Consider the following 18,370-nt stretch of genomic DNA (forward strand, 5'->3'; position numbering starts at 1 on the left):
CAGACATTCCATCTTCTACTACAAGGTTCGTCTTGCCTGCAGCGCAAAAACATCCAAAAAAAACGCATCGGAAACCCCACCAGCAAATACTTCCAAGGCTCAGCAAATATCAACCTTCTGGACAACGCCGCCACTAAACGCTTATTACTCTAAGACACCACAAGAATCATTCCGATCGCGAAGTGAGTTCTGATGAACCGCAGAAAGTTTCTGGCCGCAACCGGTGCAGCCCTGGCAAACGCCGCCATTCCACACCGCGGTTGGACAGCGCCAGCCGCAGAATCCCACGCCGCCGATCTGCGCCTGCGCATCGAGCCCTGCACTCTGGACATCGGTCGCGGCGTCCAGATCAACACCGTCGCCTACAACGGCCAGGTCCCCGGCCCTCTGCTCCGTTTTAAAAAAGGCAAGCCGGTTACGATCGACGTCACCAACGCCTCGAAAAACCCTGACCTCGTCCACTGGCACGGCCTCACCACCGAGACCCTGAATGACGGCGCTGTAGAAGAAGGCTCTCCGTTGATCGCACCCGGAGCGACCCTGCGCTATCACCTCACGCCAAACCCCTCAGGCACCCGCTGGTACCATACCCATGCCATGGCCATGGGCGATCTCTCCCTCGCAGCCTACACCGGCCAGTTCGGATTTCTCCTCGTTGACGGTGCACCCGACCCAGGCCGTCACGACAAAGAGATCAATCTCGCAATCCATCATTGGGGGCCGCACTTTGTCCCCATGGTCGAAACCATGCGAGCCGAATCGCAGAACATGCCACAGACCACCGGCTCCGACGTTGGCTACGATCACGCCACCATCAATGCGCACATGCTCGGCGCAGGCGAGCCTATCCGCGTCAAGCAAGGAGAGCGCGTTCTCTTCCGTCTCCTCAACGCAAGCGCAACCGAAAATGCAGTGCTCGCTCTCCCCGGCCATACGTTCAAGGTTGTCGCCATGGACGGGAATCCGGTCCCCACTCCATACACCGTCGAAGTGCTCTCCCTCGCCGTCGCAGAACGTGTCGATGTCATCGTCGAGATGAACTCCCCAGGCGTCTGGATCCTCGGTTCAACCCTCAAGGAGAGCCGCGACATCGGATTGGGAGTTGTTGTCGAGTACGCCGGCAAATCGGGCGAACCCGTCTGGCGCGACCCGCAACCTACCGAATGGGACTATACCCGATTCGCCGCCACAGATGCAGTCGCAGAGCCCGAAGAAACCTTCACCCTCACCTTCCGCGACGCCGGCACGCTCAACGGTTCGAAGTTCGACACCTGGACGATCAACGGCGATGCATGGCCCAACGTCAAACCGTTGATGGTCAAGCACGGCAAACGCTATCGCATGCTCTTCCGCAACGCCAGCGGCGATCAGCATCCCATCCACCTCCATCGGCACAGCTTTGAAGTCACTAGGATCGACGACCAGCACCTCAGCGGACTCATCAAGGACACCGTCAACGTCATGCCGCTCCAAACCGTCGCTGTAGACTTCCTCGCAGACAACCCAGGCGACTCGCTCTTGCACTGCCATCAACAACTCCACATGGACTACGGCTTCATGCAGATCATCAAATACACGGACTAGCCATGGGCCAAGTGAAAAGACTAAGTTCAATCACAGGCAAACTCGCTCCCCTTCTACTCGCAGGCGTCCTCACGTCGACCCTCGGCAGCCGCGAACACACTCTCGCTGCTGCCAGCCCACAAGCAAAGGAGCACGCAGCACCACGCACAGACTGGCCAGTCTACGGCGGCCAGAGCGCAGACGATCACTACTCTGCTCTCCATCAGATCGATCGCACCAACGTCCACAAGCTCAAAGTCGCATGGACCTTCGACACCAGAGAGCCCGGCGGCCTCCAGACTAATCCGCTCATCGTCGGACGCATTCTCTTCGGCTTCACGCCCATGCAAAAGGTCATCGCGCTCGACGCCGCCACAGGAAAAAATCTCTGGACCTTCAGCACAGGAACCCCCGGCCTCCAGCCCACACGTGGGCTCAGCTACTGGACCGACGGAGCCCAAAGCATCCTCTTCGCTGGTCTCCTGACCAACCTCTACGCCATCGATCCCGCCACCGGCAAACTCATCCCCAGCTTTGGCGATGGCGGAAAGATCGACCTCCGCAAAGATCTCAACGAAAAAGACGTCACGCAATCCTTCGCCGCCCTCACCACTCCAGGCCTCATCTACAAAGACATGATCATCGTTGGCTTTCGCGCGCCCGAGACCGAGCCTGCACTGCACGGCGACATCCGCGCCTACGACGTCCACTCCGGCAATCTCCGCTGGATCTTCCACACCATTCCTGTTCCCGGAGAACCCGGCTACGAGACCTGGCCCAAAGACGCATGGAAGGTCACCGGCTCCGCCAACAACTGGACCGGCATGGCCCTCGACGAAACCCGCGGCATCGTCTACGTTCCCACTGGCTCCGCGGTCAACGACTTCTATGGCTTCGACCGCATCGGCGACGACCTCTACGCCAACACCCTTCTCGCGCTCGACGCCAACACCGGCCAACGCCTCTGGCACTTTCAAGGCGTCCATCACGACATCTGGGACCGCGACTTCCCCTCGCCCCCCTCTCTCGTCACCGTCCGCTCTCACGGCAAACAGGTTGACGCTGTAGCCCAAACCACCAAGCAGGGTTATCTCTTCCTCTTCGATCGCACCAACGGTAAGCCGCTCTTTCCGATCGAAGAAAAGCCGTTCCCTGCCTCCACCACCCCCGGCGAAAAAGCCTCCCCCACTCAGCCCATCCCATCCATCCCCGCACCCTACGCCCGCCAACTTCTCACCGCCGACATGCTCACCACCCGCACCCCCGAAGCGCACGCCTGGGCGACTGAGCAGTTCAAATCCTTCATCAGCAACGGCATCTTCGTCCCCTTCACCGTCGACAAGCAAACCGTAGTCTTCCCCGGCTTCGACGGCGGCGCCGAGTGGGGCGGCTCAGCCGTCGACATCAAAACCGGCGTCATCTACATCAACGCCAACGACATCCCCTGGACCGGCGGCCTCACCGAAAACAAACCCGGCGGCAGCCTCGGCGCCAACGTCTACCAAAGCCAGTGCTCCATCTGCCACGGAGGCGACCGCAAAGGCAGTCCCCCAGCCTTCCCGTCCCTCATCGACGAGCAAAAGCGCCTCTCCGACGCCCAGGTCACCGAGATCATCCACAACGGCAAAGGCCGCATGCCCTCTTTCCCCAACGTCGAAGCCGCCCGCCTCACCGCCGTCCTCGAGTACCTTAAAACCGGCGACACCGGCAGCCCAGCAACCTCCGCACCAAAATCCGCCAACCGCAACGAGATCGCCGGTGCAAAGATCTACGACAAAAACTGCGCCATCTGCCACGGCGACGACCTCCTCGGCGCACCCTCCAACTATCCCGGCCTCCTGGGCGTCCGCCTTCGCCTCACCGATCAGCAGATCCTCTCCAACATCCACAACGGCAAAGGCCGCATGCCGTCCTTCCACAAGCTCTCCGACGCCGACACCGCCCATCTCCTTCACTTCCTCGGCGACAGTGCCTCCCCCATCATCGAAGCCGCCGTCACCTCCAACAACTCCTCCAAAAAAGAAGTCGAATCCGCCCTGGCCCCACCCGGCGGCTTCGCCAAATATCGCTTCACCGGCTACCGCAAGTTCCTCGACCCCGACGGCTACCCCGCCGTTCAACCCCCTTGGGGCACCCTCAACGCCATCGACCTCAACACCGGCCGCTACCTCTGGAAGATCCCCCTAGGCAACTATCCCGAACTCGCCGCCAACGGCCTCAAGGACACCGGCACCGAAAACTACGGCGGCCCCATCGTCACCGCCAACGGCATCGTCTTCATCGCCGCCACCAACTTCGACCACACCCTGCGCGCATTCGACAGCCACACCGGCGCGCTCCTCTGGCAAGGCGACCTACCATACGCCGGCAACGCCACCCCCGCCACCTACATGGTCGACGGCCGCCAGTACGTCGTCATCGCCACCAGCAACGCCCGCAACCCCAAAGGCCCGCAGGGAGCAGCCTACGTAGCCTTCGCTCTACCATAGAATCAACCAGGCACCACGCAACAGAAGGGAAATCCACCAACGTGAACATGCAGATCCGTGTACGACTCGGCGCCATGATGTTCCTCGAGTACTTCATCTGGGGAGCCTGGTACGTCACCGTCGGCACCTGGCTCGCCTCCGGGCTCCACTTCACCGGCCAGCAGATCGGCCTCGCCGCCGGCACCACCGCCGTCGGAGCCATGATCGCCCCCTTCTTCGTCGGCCTCATCGCCGACAAGCTCTTCGCCACCCAACGCGTCCTCGCCGCACTCCATCTCCTCGGCGGCATCCTCCTCTTCCTCGCCTCGCAACAAATCGCCTTCAGCGCCATCTACCCGCTCCTCCTGCTCTACTGCCTCTGCTTCATGCCCACCCTCGCCCTCACCAACTCGCTCGCCTTCCGCCAGATGTCCGACCCCAAGTTGGAGTTCGGCCCCATCCGCGTCCTCGGCACCGCCGGTTGGATCGCCGCCGGCCTCCTCGTAGGAACCCTCCGCCTCGAAGCCACCGCACGCCCCCTCCAACTAGCCGCCGCCCTCTCCATCCTGATGGCACTCTACTGCCTCACCCTCCCCGACACTCCGCCCCTCGCCCGCGACGGCCGCTTCACCCTCTCCAGCATCTTCCCCCGCGAAGCCATCGCTCTCCTCCGCGAACGCTCCATGGCCGTCTTCGCCATCGCCTCCTTCCTCATCTGCATTCCGCTGCAGTTCTACTACGCCTTCACTAACCTCTTCCTCAACGAATCAGGCGTCCACAACGCCGCAGGCAAGATGACCGGCGGCCAGATGTCCGAGCTCTTCTGCATGCTTCTCATCCCCTGGTTCTTCCGCCGCCTCGGCGTCAAGTACATGCTCGTAGCAGGCATGTCTGCCTGGGTGCTGCGCTATCTCCTCTTCGCCTACGGCAACGCCGACAGCAAAGTCTGGATGTTCTGGCTCGGCATCCTGCTCCACGGCATCTGCTACGACTTCTTCTTCGTCACCGGCCAGATCTACATCGACCGCAAAGCCTCCGCAGCGCTCCGTGCAGCAGCGCAGGGCCTCATCACCTTCATCACCTATGGAGCAGGCATGTTCGTAGGCTCCTGGCTCTCAGGAGCTGTCGTAGAACGCTACACCACCGCATCGACAACGGGCGCACCCATACACTCGTGGCAATCGATCTGGCTCGTAGCAGCCGGCGCATCAGCCGCAGTCCTCGTCCTCTTCCTGGTCACGTTCACTGACAAGGAAAGCGCAACAGTTACGGCAAGAGAGAGCGCCGGAGCAATACCAATCGAATCCCCTCTTTAGAGCAACGCCGCAGTAAGAGTCGCTTTCGTTTTTTGTTGTCATTCCCGAAGGGAATCTGCGTTTGTAGTCCATCAGGCAGATAGCCTTCGCGTAAAAGAAATGTCCTGCCGGACGGGCCCACTACGCGTGGCGCGGTCACTTCGTGACTTGCATACCGCTTCGCGAAGGAAGATGATTCCGACCAACGGGAGGACCACGCGAAGCCTTAAAAAGGCGTGTGAACGCCCGCTGCCCGCGCAGGGCGCCTGTCCGGCAGGACACTATCTTTTAAGCCCACCAAGCCTCAACCGGAGGCTCCTTCAGCAACACCCGCGAAAGCATCCCAATCGCCGAAGTCAGCCCCTCTTGCGTTGAAGCCAGAGCATCCTCATGCTCAATACTTATCACATAGTCATACCCCACCAGCCGCAGCGCAGAAGCAATCCGCTTCCACTCCAACTCCCCATGCCCCCACCCCACCGAACGAAACAACCACGACCTCTTCGCCATCTCACGATAGCTCTTCGTATCCAGCACGCCATTCACATCGCGCATCGCAGCGTTGATCGCCACATCCTTCGCATGAAAGTGAAAGATCGCCTCCCCCAGCGCAGCAATCGCCGCAGGAATATCGATCCCCTGCCACCACAGATGGCTCGGGTCTAAATTGATTCCAACCGAATCACCCACAGCCGCACGCAAACGCAGCACAGTCTCCGGGTTGTACACACAGAACCCCGGATGAGCCTCAAGCGCAATCTTCACCCCAGCGTCCTTGGCAACTTTAGCCGCACCCTTCCAGTAGGGAATCAACCGCTCCTCCCACTGCCATGCCAGCGCCTCCGAAAACTCCGGAGGCCACGCCGCCGTAACCCAGTTCGGCGTCACATCCTGCGCAGATCCACCCGGGCATCCAGAAAATGTAACCACCACAGGCACATGAATCTGCTCCGCCAGCTTCACCGTCTTCCGCAGCAGCTCATCGTCGCGCCCAGCGATCTCCTTCTTCGGATGAACCGGATTCCCATGGCAAGACAGCGCGCTGATCGAAAGCCCAGCATCCTCCAACTTCGACCGATACGCCCGCGCCGCCTCTTTACTCGCAAGCAGCGCATCAAGATCAAGATGACTATTTCCAGGCCATCCCCCGGTCCCAATCTCCAACGCCTCAATCTGCGGATACTTCTTCAACTCCACCAGCAACGCATCCAGCGACAACCCATTGAATATCGGCGTAAACAACCCTAACCGCATCGACTATCTCCCTTTCCTACTATATTGAGTCGTCATCCTGAACGTAGTGAAGGATCCCCGTATTTGCCGTTGGCGTTGTTGTTGCTTTCGCTGCCGTTGCTCTCGCCGTCGCTTCTCCCCCTGATGCGGAGCGCGCATCGGAACTCCCATAAAGCGTCATCTCAACCGAAGTCACGCAGTCTCATCGCGCGACGTAGTGGAGAGACTCCCGCATTGCTTTGCTTTTGCCGTTGCCTTTTAGTTGTCATCCCCGAAGGGGATCTGCGTTTTGCATTCACCAAATCAACCAGAAACTCAAGCCGCAGGCTTCACCTTCTCATGCAAATGCTTTTGCATCGACTCCAGCGTAAACCCCTTCGTCTCCGGATAAACAAACAACACCACCAGGAACTGCACCACCATCATCGCCGCAAAGAAGAAGAACGGAATCGACTTCGAGTACCTCGCCAGAATCGGAAACACACCCGCTATCAAAGCATTCGTAATCCAGTGCGCGGACGATCCAAGGCTCTGTCCCTTCGACCGGACACTCGTAGGAAACACCTCGCTGATATAAACCCAGATCACCGCGCCCTGCGAGAAAGCGAAGAACACAATATAAGCAATCAGCACTACCAGCAGGTACTGCTGATGCGACTGCGTCTGGAAGATCATCGCCGCCGCCAGCAGGCATAACCCGCAACCCACCGCGCCCACCAGCAACAGCTTCTTCCGCCCTACTTTATCGATGAGCGAGACTCCAGCCAGTGTCGCCACCAGGTTCATCGCGCCAATCGCCACCGCCTGCAGATCGCTCGACACCTGGCTGAACCCAGCACTGGCAAAGATATCGTTCAGGTAGTAAAGAATCGCGTTGATGCCCGTCAGTTGATTGAAGATCCCAATCGAGATCGCCAGAAAGATCGGCAGCCGGTTCTGCGCAGAGAACAGCTTCGTCGCCGACTCCAGCCTCTCCTGCCGAATCGACTCGATAATCTCCTGCACCTCCGCCTCGGAGTCAGGCGATCCCATCCGTGTCAGCGTCAACGTCGCCTCGGCGATCCGGTTCTGCGTAATCAACCAGCGCGAGCTCTGCGGCACGCTCAGCAGCATAATCAGGAACAGCAGCGCAGGCACAAACGCCACTCCAATCTGCACCCTCCACTGAATCGCACCCAGCGCAAAGTGCGCCACAATCGCGTTCGAAAGATACGCCAGCAAAATTCCCACCACCACATTGATCTGAAACAACCCCACCATGCGGCCACGCCACTTCGCCGGCGAGAGCTCCGCGATATACACAGGCCCCAGCACCGATGAGCCGCCAATCCCCAAGCCACCCAGAAACCGGAAGAACAGAAAGGTGCTCCAGTTCCCCGCCAGCGCACACCCCAGCGCCGAGATCACATACAACACCGCCATCCACCGCAGTGCTTTGCGGCTGCCGATCTTCTGGCCAAGGGCACCACTGCCCATCGCCCCAATCACCGTCCCCCAAAGCGCGATCGAAACCGTAAACCCAAGATTCGCCGGCGATAGTTGATACTTGTCCGTTAAGGCATGGGTAATCCCAGCGATCACAGCCGTGTCAAAGCCAAATAGCAGGCCGCCAAGCGCACCAGTGATAGCGCTTTTAGCCAAAAGAAGAACGGAGCTCGATTTTGAAGTCGTCATAAGGGCAATGCCTATCCTAGCCGCTGAAACCCAAAAACTACTAAGACCGGCAGGCCAAACTTTCCCTGCCGAAAAATAATCGAAAAAATCTTCACCAAATTTGGCGTATGAGTTATACCCAATTCGCTATAATTAAAGTAGAGATCAAAACCCGCGGCTGCCGCAGCGAAAGCTGCAGCAGCCTTTCGTCTTTAACCTGTCCACAAGGAACTACGAACGCTCCACGAACACACCACAATCAGCCACATCGATGCACGCACCAGTTCGCCCGGGAAAATCTTCGACGCAAAGCGGCGAGAGTCATCCCGGACTTAAACAACAGGCTCCAAAGCTTAGAACGACTCGTAACCTGAACAAAACAAGTATTTTGTGCGTAAGTCTCTTGGATACAATATTTTAGCGACACTATGGCCCACTAAGCCGTTCTATTCATTGGACTTGCTTACAAAATTACCCCCAAGGGGAGGGGAGGGGGTCTCAGCGGACACGAAAGTTCAAAAAAACGCCCCTCCGTGGCCATTCAGGTTGAAAATGAAGCCGCGTTTCGAAGAAAACATATAACGATATTGATTGAAATTCGCTCACATCCTGCTACGCTTATAAGCAATGGCGAAATATCGCCTTATGAAAGTAGGACGCATCATGGCAAACGGAACAGTTAAGTGGTTCAACGACGCAAAAGGTTTTGGCTTCATCACCCCGGAAGACGGTGGAGAGGATCTCTTCGCGCATTACTCTGCAATCAACTCCAGTGGCTTCAAGTCTCTCCAGGAAGGTCAACGCGTAACGTTTGACATCACTACTGGCCCCAAGGGCAAGCAAGCTGCAAACATCCAGCCCGCCTAACCCCACTCATATCCGCGGAGAGCTGCAGAGCCAGGGTGAGCAGTTCCGCGCCCAACAAGAGGTATACAAGGGCTGCAATGGACGTCAGGCGTCCATTGCAGCCCTTCGCAATTCCCACTCCACATCTGCCACGTCACAGCACCACGCTATACAACTATCGAGTGATTCAGCACCTCATTGGTAACTGCTAAGTTACCTGCACTGCGAACCAGCAGGAGGTCTCCCCATGACTCGAATGCAGCAAATCTCCCTCCTCCTCGCCCTTACCTCCCCCACCGTTATCTTCGCCGCCAGCGTCCCCAAAACGATCCTTCCCGATAACGTAATCACCTGCCAGCCCGATGCAAACTGCTTCGGCAAGAAGCTCTACGGCCGCAACTATAAGGTTATTAATTCCCCGCGCTTCACCGTCATGGTCTCGGTCTCGCAGGAGGGGCCCTACACCCGTGCCGATGTCAGCATAGCCAACAACACTATCCTTCCCCAGAATGTGACCCCGGAGGACTTTCGAGTAGAGGTTGTCACTCCCAAGCCCAAGATCCTCCTCTATGTTTCACCCAGTGACCTGAAGGACCTCCCTGCCGCAGCTCCGGCCCCACAGCCTCCAACATCCCCCACCCCCCAGCTTGGCTCCTCCCTGCTCCCCCGACAAACCACTACCTTAACCGGGGTGGCCCCTGCCGCCGACCAATCCTACGCGGAAGGAAAAACTAAAACGGCAGAGCAATTGGCAAGCGAACAACCTCTCGAAGCAATGTCTCTTTCTCCGAACGAAGTGGCTCGTGGCCGCGTCTACTTCGAACGCGCTAAACACGAGCAACTCGTAAATATTGTCCTACCCATAGCTGGTCTCGTATTCGAATTTCCTTACAACATGAGATAAGCCGGAAGCTGATCTATTCCGCAGCGTCTTAGGGAACGATTGTAGGACACCCGCAGTTTCTGCTCATGGGGGCGATCAGGCTATGATCAAGCCATGACCACTGACGCCCGAGCCAGAAAGATCAAAGTGCTTATCTTCGATGTGGATGGAGTATTAACCGACGGACAGATCTTCGTCATTCCGAACTCAGACGGCCACGGAATCGAGGCAAAAGGCTTTTCCGCACACGATGGTCTTGGAATCTCTCTGGGGCGTCTCGGCGGCCTCCGCATCGGAATCATTACCAAGCGCCAGTCCCAGACGGTAGCCATCCGGGCCAAGGATCTGAAGCTAGAGTTCATCTATCAGGGCCAATCTCACAAGATGAACGCGATCAATGAAATCCTCGAGAAGACCGGCTACACGCTCGACCAGCTTGCCTATGTTGGGGACGATATTGTCGATCTTTCGGTCATGCGTCAGTGCGGCCTTGCAATAGCCACGGCCAATGCCCGCCAGCAGGTAAAATCTGTGGCCCACTACGTTACCGAGAATGCCGGCGGCTTCGGTGGCGGCCGGGATGCCATTGACTTCATCCTCTCGGCCCAGGGTACTCTTGAAAAAGTAATCGAGCAGTATCTCGACGAATCGAGCATTGTGGCTGCCGCTTCCGACGTTGGCACAGGCAACATGTAGATAACAAAGCGGCGAAGAAAGAACGAATAAAACCGCGCTACAATCAGCGAATGTCGCTGGAACTTCCGCAATCACTCTCATGGGCACACCCCGTCACGGCAGAGTGGTTTCTCTCTAAATTCGGCAGTCCTACCGAGCCGCAGACTTACGGTTGGCCTGGTATTCTCGACGGTAATGCAACCCTCATCTCCGCGCCAACCGGCTCAGGAAAGACCCTCGCAGCATTCTTAGTATGCATCGATCAGCTTCTACGGCAATCGATCTCAGGTCGACTGGCGCCCTGCACGCAGGTTCTCTACGTCAGCCCTCTCAAGGCCCTCTCCAACGACGTCCAGAAAAATCTCGCTGCCCCCCTGTCCGAGATCCAGCAGCTGGCTATGCAGCGCGGGTATCTTTGTCCAGAGATCCGCACCGGCGTCCGGACAGGCGACACGCTTCCAAAAGAACGCGCGGCCATGCTCCGCAACCCGCCTCACATTCTCGTTACTACTCCCGAATCCCTCTATATCCTTCTTACCGCCGGCAAGAGCAGGGAACACCTCCGCCGTGTTCAAACCGTCATCGTAGACGAAATCCACGCTGTAGCCGACGACAAACGCGGTGCCCATCTGGCTCTTTCGCTCGAACGTCTCGACGCTCTTGTCACAGGCGAAAACCATCTCAGTCACGGTCAGTTCCTCACCGGTCTCGCTATGGCACCCCAAAGAATCGGCCTCTCGGCGACACAGAATCCAATTGAGTTGGTGGCCAGCTTTCTTACTGGCAGCCATGAAGATCGCAAACCCGCCACCATCGTACAGGTAGGTCAGCGCCGCGAACTCGACATCGCGATTGAAGTTCCAAGTGACGAGCTTAGTTCCGTTACCAACAGCGGCATGTGGGAAGAGATCTTCGAGAAGCTTGCGGCTTATGCTCAAAACCATCGATCAACGCTCGTCTTCGTCAATACCCGGCGCCTTGTTGAGAAGATAGCCTTTGAACTCGCAAGCCGTCTTGGTCCCGAGCATGTAGCGGCACATCACGGCTCGCTCTCCAGGACCCTCCGGCTCGACGCCGAGCAGCGTCTCAAGAATGGCGAAATCAAGATTCTGATAGCCACCGCGTCTCTGGAGCTGGGTATCGATATCGGTGACATCGACCTCGTCTGCCAGATCAGTACGACTCGGTCGGTGGCGGTTGCCATGCAGCGTGTGGGACGTGCAGGCCACTGGCGTGGAGCAACTCCGAAGGGGAGGTTCTTCGCGACCACGCGCGATGATCTCCTCGAGCAAGCCGCCCTGACCAGGAAGATGCGTGCCGGCGAACTGGATCAGTTACAAATTCCGCCACAACCCGCTGACGTGCTTATGCAGCAGATCGTCGCTGCCTGCGGGGCCGAGCCATGGGAAGAAGACGCCCTCTACAACGTACTCCGCCGCGCTTATCCGTATCGCAATCTTACCCGCCCCGCCTTCGACGATCTCCTCACCCTACTCACTGCGGGGATCGAGTCTACCCGCGGCCGCTATGGCGCCTATCTCCTTCGCGACGGAGTCCAGCAGCATCTCCATCCTCGCCGTGGCGCTCGCATGATCGCCATATCAAACGGTGGTGCCATCCCTGACACGGCTCTCTACAGCGTCATTCTCCAACCGGAGGGCGTCCAGATCGCGACTCTGGATGAGCACTTCGCCGTCGACTCCAGCCCGGGCGATGTCATTCTCCTGGGCACCTCAAGCTGGCGTATCCAGCGCGTCGAAGCTTCCGGACGCGTCCTCGTCGAAGATGCCCACGGCGCACCTCCCAGCCTGCCCTTCTGGGAGGGCGAGGCTCCGCAGCGAACCGCCGTTCTCTCGGATGGAGTAAGTGAGCTTCGCGAGCAAATCTCTGCTCTCACTTTTGGCGTAGACCCCGGCTATTTGTCTCCCTTACAGCCAGAGGTCGCCGCAGCCACCGCATGGCTTATGCAGGAGTGCGGCGTCTGCGCCAGCGGAGCCCGGCAACTTATCGCTTACATCGTAGCCGGTCGCGCTGCGCTTGGGGCCGTTCCGTCCAAAACTACTATCATCGCCGAGCGCTTCTTCGATGATGGCGGCGGCATGCAACTCATCCTTCATGCTCCCTTCGGTGGCCGCATCAACAAGGCCTGGGGGCTAGCCCTGCGCAAACGTTTCTGCCGTGGCTTTAACTTCGAGCTTCAGGCTGCAGCTACCGACAATGGCATTAACATCTCCCTTGCCGAGCAGCACAGCTTTCCCCTCGCCGATGTCTTCCAGTTCCTCACCGAATACACGGCTAGAGAGCTTCTAGAGCAAGCCTCCATCGCGTCGCCCATCTTCAAAAACCGCTGGCGATGGGCTGCCGGCCGCAGCCTGCAGCTTCTCCGCTTCTACAAAGGCAAACGAATAGCCCCTCAGATTCAGCGCACTCGTTCCGAAGATCTCATGGCCTCGGTCTTCCCACAGGCTGCCGCCTGCTTCGAGACTATCGTTGGAGATATTCAGATCCCTAACCATCCCCTAGTCAACGAGGTGATGCAAGACGTACTCCAGGAGGCGATGGATCTTGAAGGGCTTATCGAGCTGCTTCGAGGAATCAAGGAAGGCGCTATCCGCTGCCTAGCCGTTGATACTCCAACTCCATCCCAGTTCGCGCATGAACTTCTCAACGCCAATCCGTACGCCTATCTGGACGAAGCTGGTTTAGAGGAGCGCCGCGCACGCGCTACTTCACTTGGGCGAAACCTCCCGGACCAACCCGGCAAGCTGGACCCAGCCGCCATTGCAGACATCCACAAAGAGATTTGGCCGGATCTCCGCAACGAACACGAACTCCACGATCTTTTGCATTCGCTCATAGTCTTACCATTGCACTTGATAGGGACATCTGAAACCAAGGGCTGGCAGGTCTTCTACGATCGGCTTGCAGGTGTAGGCCGCGTCCATGCGATCGACTGCAGGGGAAGTCTGGGCTGGGTCGCTACAGAACGGCTGTCTTATGTCGATGCGTTGTGGCAAACCGCGTCTAATCAAACCGGTTCAGTTACAAAAGAAGAAGCCCTGAAAAAACTAGTTCAGGGATGGTTACAAATATCAGGACCCATCACCGCCAACGCTCTTGCTCACATCGTATCGCTTCAGCCTGCGGAGATCTTTTCAGCTTTTCTTGCGATGGAAATGCAAGGTCTCCTCATACGTGGTGCCTTCGAGCATCCCGCGCTATCAACTGGATCCGATTTAAACCACGATATTGAGTGGTGCGAACGCCGCATTCTTCAGCGCATCCACCGACGCACTGTCGCCACCCTTCGTAAGCAGGTTGAGGCTGTCACCCCCGCCGTCTATATGCGCTGGTTTCTCAACTGGCAACACCTTGCTCCTCAAACTCAGCTCTCCGGCGAAGAGGGCGTCTTCGAAGCTCTTCGGCAACTCGAGGGCTTTGAAGCTCCTGCTGTCGAGTGGGAGCGCACCCTCCTCCCCTCACGCGTTGCCAAATATGATCCTCGCTGGCTCGATGCGCTGTGCCTCTCTGGAGCGGTAGGCTGGGGGCGTATCTCACCTCATCCAGCGTGGTCTGCTGGCGATGGAGCCTTCCCGCGGCGGGTTATTCCCACCTCTGCTGCACCCGTTACCTTCTACATTCGTGAGACGGCAGACTGGCTTCCTTATGCACTGGCTCTACAGTGCGTAGAAGAGGGCAAGCTGGCGGCGGCGCTCAGCCCCGCGGCTCTGCAACTTCGAACGCTGCTTCAGCAGCGTGGCGCCTGCTTCGCCAACGATATTCAGCGCATCGCGAATCTCACCCGGCAGCAAAGCCAGCAAGCTCTGTGGGAACTCGCCACCGCGGGCCTCGCAGCCGCAGATGGCTTCGACCAACTTCGCGCCTGCATGGATCCTCGTCGTAGATCCATCACAACCGAGACCGCAACCAGGCGCACGGCACGCAGTTCGGCTGGGAGATGGTCGCTACTCAACGCGGAGCTTCACGCCGCACCGACGGCGGTCGAGCAGGCTCACCGCACCGAAGCTGCCCTGGAGTCCTTTGCACGCCAACTTCTCAATCGTTACGGCATTCTGTTTCGCGACCTGCTCGTCTGTGAATCGAACGCTCCCAGATGGCGCGATCTTCTCCCTATGCTTCGCCGACTTGAAGCCCGCGGTGAGATCCGCGGCGGCCGATTCCTGTCTGGCTTTGGCGGCGAGCAATACGCGCTCCCCGAGGCCGTCGAATCCCTTCGCGCCTCCCGGACCCGCGAGTCTAGTGCAATTATCTCTGTCGCCGCCGCCGACCCTGCAAATCTGGTTGGTGTCGTAATCCCTGGCGACCGCGTCCCTTCAGTTCCTGGCAAACGGATCTCTTATTGCGATGGCAAGCTATACGCTGAAACGCATGACCAGGAGCTAGTGGATCTGTCCACCGCCGCTCCACCCTACCCCGCATCAGGCCATCTCATACCTCTCACACTCTAGATCTGGGGGCGAGTTCATTCAGGATTTGGATTCGTCACGGAGTCTTTGCGACTGGTCCATGTTCAGGATTCCACAGCGGCTGCCCCGCAAGGATGTGGTCAACGTTCACGCCGGGAAATAGCTCCCGTAGCTCCTTTGCGCACTGCTCCATTCCTGGCTCTTCTGATACCTGATGCCCCAGCAATATTAAACTTTTCGGTCTACCCTGTGCGGCGGCATCCCTGACGTACTCAACCGCCTCCCATTCGCTTGCTTCACCTGCGATTAGAACCTCAACCTCGGGTTGGCGTAGAGCGAGGACCTGCTTCTCGAGTCCTGAGGCTCCAGGAAGAAACGCAACATGGGTGATCGCAAGTTTGGGGTTTCCTTCGACACGTAGAGTTTGAATATGAAGCCTCGTTTGCAGGAATGTCGATAGCTCTGCCAGGGTTGTTTGAGGAATTGTGACAAAGTATTGCCCGCGCGGACCGGACGGATGCGGAAATTTCTCCCATCCTAACGCCTCATACATCCCCGCCAGGATGTGATCGGTTGTGTCGGCGTGGATCTCATCGTGGAGCCGGAAGACCACTAAATGATGCTGTTCGATAAACGCCAGCTTCTCTTTGTAGACCGGATCGTCGGTAAAGAACTTTGTGTCGTCGAGGTGATTATAAAAAGTCGGTTCATGGGTGATTATTAGGTTGTCTCCATGGCGCACAGCCTCACGTAGAACATCCATTGTGTCCAGAAAGGTGGTTGCGATGCCGGTAACAGGGGTATTCGGATCGCCCGCTTTAACCGTATCCACGGTATTTGGAGGAGGAGCGGAAGCGTAACGATGCTGAATGCGAACAATCGCTTCGCCCGCAGGAAGGACCTGCGCGTGTAACGAGACTGAGAGCAGAATCAGACAGCCCGAAAGGATTTGCGCAGGCGTCATCATTGTGCTGTTACGAGCTCGAATGGCCATAGTTTGACAATTCTATCGCCGCGCGATGGACCTTATGTTGCCAAATCTTGCCCAGGCTGGACGCACCTACGATATATATGCATCAATTGTCGATTGATGGTGAAACGGAAGTTTAGTAGGAGCAATAAGAGGCGGCCGCTATCAGGTCTGCCTACGGTAAAAGAGGCCAGCGGTGAAGAAAACAATGGCCACCATAAGAGCGACGCGCGCATGAAGAATGTTATGCAGCCGCAGGCTGAGGAGCGCGTCTGCAAGCCACGCGGCAAAGCCCAAAAACCATATCCAAGCTGTCTTTTGGAACATTCGCATGCATCCATGCTCCAGGAGAAGTTGCAGTCAAGGTCGAACAGGTGCGATTTGCTGGCCTTGTTCTACACTAAGTAGTAGAGACTCACCTAGGAGAAATACGTTGTCACAACGCACATTCAGCATCATCAAGCCGGACGCCGTTCGTAAGGGCTACTCCGCAGCTATCCTTGCCGAGATTGAAAAGGCGGGGTTTAAGATCGTTTCGATCAAACGGCTTTCGATCTCGAAGGCACAGGCCGAGGGCTTTTACCACGTCCACGCAGCGCGGCCATTCTTCGGCGAACTGACGGAGTTCATGTCCAGCGGCCCCATCTTCCCGATGGTGCTCGAGAAGGATAACGCCATTACCGATCTCCGCAAGCTGATGGGCGCGACCAACCCGGCCCAGGCGGAGGAAGGAACGATCCGCAAGAAGTTTGCCGCCTCGATTGGAGAGAACGCTATCCATGGTTCGGATGCCGAAGATACCGCGGCGTTTGAGATTGGGTACTTTTTTGCCGGTTATGAGCTGAAGTAGCTTGGTTATTGTGGACAGTTTGGCGGCGGGCGCAATCAGAGCTTTCTGGTCGTGCCTGTCGCCTCTGATCTTTAAGGGCAGTTAGAAGAGCAGCCGTCACGTTTGTTGCCATGGTGAAGATTAGACGGGAGAAGGACGGATTGATGGGAGTTGCGGAGCCGCAGTTGAAGTTGCCGAAGGGGCCTTTCAAAGCTTACTTGTTCGATTGTGATGGGACGATCGTTGACTCGATGCCGCTGCACTACGTGGCGTGGAAGAGGGTTCTGGCGGAGTGGAACTGCGAGTTTGAAGAGCAGACATTCTATGCGTGGGGTGGGATGCCGGTAGCTGAGATCATCTCCACGTTGAATGTGCGAGACGGTTTGAGGATGCCGGTGGAGGAGATTGCGAGGCGCAAGGAAGCGCTGTACTTCAAGATTCTCCCAGAGCTAAAGGCTGTCCCAGAGGTGCTGGAGCATATCGAGTTGAGTCACGGACATATCCCGTTTGCCGTGGTGTCGGGGAGCACGCGGGACTCGGTGACGGCCTCGCTGGATATACTGGGGCTGCTGGATAGATTTGAAACGCTGGTCTGCGCGGGGGATTATGAACGAAGCAAACCTGACCCGGAGCCGTTTCTCATTGCGGCGAAGCGGTTGGGGGTGAGGCCGGAAGACTGCCTGGTCTTTGAGGACACGAAGATGGGGATTCAGGCGGCTACTGCGGCGGGAATGGCATCGGTGAAGATCCTGCAGCCGTGGGAGATGGTTCTTGTTGCTGACCATGGTGCGGTCTAGGTCTTACTCAAAGTGCTTTGCGGAAGTGAATGCATCGATCGACTATCTCGAAGCCGAGTGCTTCATGAGCTTTCTGTGAGCTTACGTGGTCGATCCAAGTATCCGAGGCGACCTCCTTGCACCCATGATGACGTGCCCAATCTTCAGTAGCGCACATCATAGCTTTGCCGATGCCCTGACCTCGGAAGCGCTCATGAACAAACCAGCCCTCGACAAAGCCAACGGGTTGTGAGGTGTCGCAGCCGTCGGCGTGGGGCCGCAGACCTGCCTGAAGAAAGCCGGTGAGCGCTCCATGCTCATCAAGCGAAACAAAAAATGTCGAGGGCAGAGCTCCGCAAAGCAAAGACCGGGTCGCAGAAGGACGCCGACTTCCTTGCGGTGTTCTTCTTTCGATGTCTCTGGCCACAATTGCGAACACATCCTTGCTATTGCGTCTTGATCTGAAAGCTGAGCTCGCCGAATGCTGAAACCGGACATATTGACCCTTTCGAGAGAGGTTGAGATTGCGGCGTCTCTACTCGCGGGACTCATGCTGTCCAGGGAAGCGAGCGGAAGGACGAAGAGAATTCTATTTTGCCCGGTCGCGACCGCGCTCCCGCGATCAACTTCGAAGCTCCATCTTACCGCTGTTTCGCGCGTGAGCAGGGCTTCACGTATAGTGGCGAAGGCAGTTGATGCAAAGAATATTCTGCGGCAAACCGACCAATATTTTGGATGCCAGGCAGGAAAAG

The 18,370-nt window shown here is 57.7% G+C and carries 13 protein-coding genes; 9 read left to right on the forward strand and 4 right to left on the reverse strand.

Features of this window, described 5'->3' with window-relative positions:
* Positions 1-192 precede the first annotated feature (192 nt).
* The 3 genes from RBB75_RS12080 to RBB75_RS12090 are packed head-to-tail and all read left to right on the forward strand — an operon-like array spanning position 193 to position 5,347.
* Positions 193-1,584 (forward strand): multicopper oxidase family protein, encoded by a 1,392-nt coding sequence (locus RBB75_RS12080; RefSeq protein WP_353068234.1) that lies wholly within the window; start codon positions 193-195, stop codon positions 1,582-1,584.
* Between the two features lie 11 nt (positions 1,585-1,595).
* Entirely contained in the window at positions 1,596-4,052 is a 2,457-nt protein-coding gene (locus RBB75_RS12085; protein ID WP_353068235.1) for a c-type cytochrome, read from the forward strand.
* Positions 4,053-4,099: 47 nt separating this feature from the next.
* Entirely contained in the window at positions 4,100-5,347 is a 1,248-nt protein-coding gene (locus tag RBB75_RS12090; protein ID WP_353070386.1) for a nucleoside permease, read from the forward strand.
* A gap of 267 nt (positions 5,348-5,614) precedes the next feature.
* On the opposite strand, the gene RBB75_RS12095 is transcribed toward RBB75_RS12090, so the two are convergent.
* Both RBB75_RS12095 and RBB75_RS12100 read right to left on the reverse strand, forming a co-directional pair.
* Positions 5,615-6,580, reverse strand: a complete 966-nt coding sequence (locus RBB75_RS12095) for a sugar phosphate isomerase/epimerase family protein (protein WP_353068236.1) — start codon at positions 6,578-6,580, stop codon at positions 5,615-5,617.
* Between the two features lie 294 nt (positions 6,581-6,874).
* Positions 6,875-8,233, reverse strand: coding sequence for a sugar porter family MFS transporter (locus RBB75_RS12100; protein ID WP_353068237.1), 1,359 nt, complete (start codon positions 8,231-8,233; stop codon positions 6,875-6,877).
* Between the two features lie 642 nt (positions 8,234-8,875).
* Here RBB75_RS12100 and RBB75_RS12105 point away from each other — a divergent pair.
* The 4 genes from RBB75_RS12105 to RBB75_RS12120 all read left to right on the forward strand — a co-directional run bounded on the left by RBB75_RS12105 (position 8,876) and on the right by RBB75_RS12120 (position 15,085).
* A complete protein-coding gene (locus tag RBB75_RS12105) occupies positions 8,876-9,079 on the forward strand; it encodes a cold-shock protein (protein WP_020712649.1) in 204 nt (67 codons plus the stop codon).
* Positions 9,080-9,305: 226 nt separating this feature from the next.
* Positions 9,306-9,962, forward strand: coding sequence for a hypothetical protein (locus tag RBB75_RS12110; protein WP_353068238.1), 657 nt, complete (start codon positions 9,306-9,308; stop codon positions 9,960-9,962).
* Between the two features lie 93 nt (positions 9,963-10,055).
* Entirely contained in the window at positions 10,056-10,637 is a 582-nt protein-coding gene (locus RBB75_RS12115; protein ID WP_179636887.1) for a KdsC family phosphatase, read from the forward strand.
* A 50-nt stretch (positions 10,638-10,687) separates the two neighbouring features.
* On the forward strand, positions 10,688-15,085 hold the full coding sequence (locus tag RBB75_RS12120) for a DEAD/DEAH box helicase (RefSeq protein ID WP_353068239.1): 4,398 nt from the start codon (positions 10,688-10,690) through the stop codon (positions 15,083-15,085).
* 34 nt (positions 15,086-15,119) lie between these two features.
* Here the strand turns inward: RBB75_RS12120 and RBB75_RS12125 are convergent, their stop codons facing one another.
* Positions 15,120-16,037, reverse strand: a complete 918-nt coding sequence (locus RBB75_RS12125) for a Nif3-like dinuclear metal center hexameric protein (protein ID WP_179636891.1) — start codon at positions 16,035-16,037, stop codon at positions 15,120-15,122.
* Between the two features lie 409 nt (positions 16,038-16,446).
* On the opposite strand from RBB75_RS12125, the gene ndk reads away from it, so the two are divergent.
* Entirely contained in the window at positions 16,447-16,863 is a 417-nt protein-coding gene (ndk, locus tag RBB75_RS12130; protein ID WP_179636893.1) for a nucleoside-diphosphate kinase, read from the forward strand.
* 110 nt (positions 16,864-16,973) lie between these two features.
* Complete coding sequence (locus RBB75_RS12135; protein ID WP_257030842.1) at positions 16,974-17,639, forward strand: HAD family hydrolase; 666 nt, start codon at positions 16,974-16,976, stop codon at positions 17,637-17,639.
* 7 nt (positions 17,640-17,646) lie between these two features.
* On the opposite strand, the gene RBB75_RS12140 is transcribed toward RBB75_RS12135, so the two are convergent.
* Entirely contained in the window at positions 17,647-18,057 is a 411-nt protein-coding gene (locus RBB75_RS12140; protein ID WP_353068240.1) for a GNAT family N-acetyltransferase, read from the reverse strand.
* Positions 18,058-18,370 lie beyond the last annotated feature (313 nt).

The organism is Tunturibacter empetritectus (genome assembly GCF_040358985.1).
Lineage (GTDB): Bacteria > Acidobacteriota > Terriglobia > Terriglobales > Acidobacteriaceae > Edaphobacter > Edaphobacter empetritectus.